The 436-nt window shown below is 69.5% G+C and carries 1 protein-coding gene; it reads left to right on the forward strand.

Features of this window, described 5'->3' with window-relative positions; translation table 11 throughout:
* A partial coding sequence (locus tag K9U40_RS23930) for a branched-chain amino acid ABC transporter permease (protein WP_282892539.1) occupies positions 1-436 on the forward strand: 436 nt, incomplete at both ends.

The following is a 436-nucleotide window of genomic DNA, read 5'->3' on the forward strand; positions in this document are numbered from 1 at the left end:
GTGTACGCCAAGCCGCACGAGTTCCACATCCTCGTCACCGTGGGCCTGGCGCTCGCCGTGCAGGAACTGGTGATCCTGCAATGGGGGCCGCTGGGCGACAGCGTGGCCGTGCCCGATCTGCTGCAGGGCGTGGTGATGTGGGGCAGCTTCGTCTATCCCAAGTACCGGCTCTTCGTGATCGGCTTCACCGCCGTGCTGGCCGTGGGCCTGTGGTGGGTGCTCGAAGGCACGCGCCTGGGCAGCGCGGTGCGCGCGGGCAGCGAATCGACCGAGATGGTCTCGCTGCTGGGCATCAACGTGTTCCGCATCTTCAGCCTGGTGTTCGCGCTCGGCGCGGCCACCGCCGCCATCGCGGGCGTGCTGGCGGCGCCCATCCGCGGCGCAGAACCCTTCATGGGCATCGAGGCGCTGGGCGTGGCCTTCGTGGTCGTGGTGG

This window comes from Xanthobacter autotrophicus, from assembly GCF_030015065.1.
Lineage (GTDB): Bacteria > Pseudomonadota > Alphaproteobacteria > Rhizobiales > Xanthobacteraceae > Xanthobacter > Xanthobacter autotrophicus_D.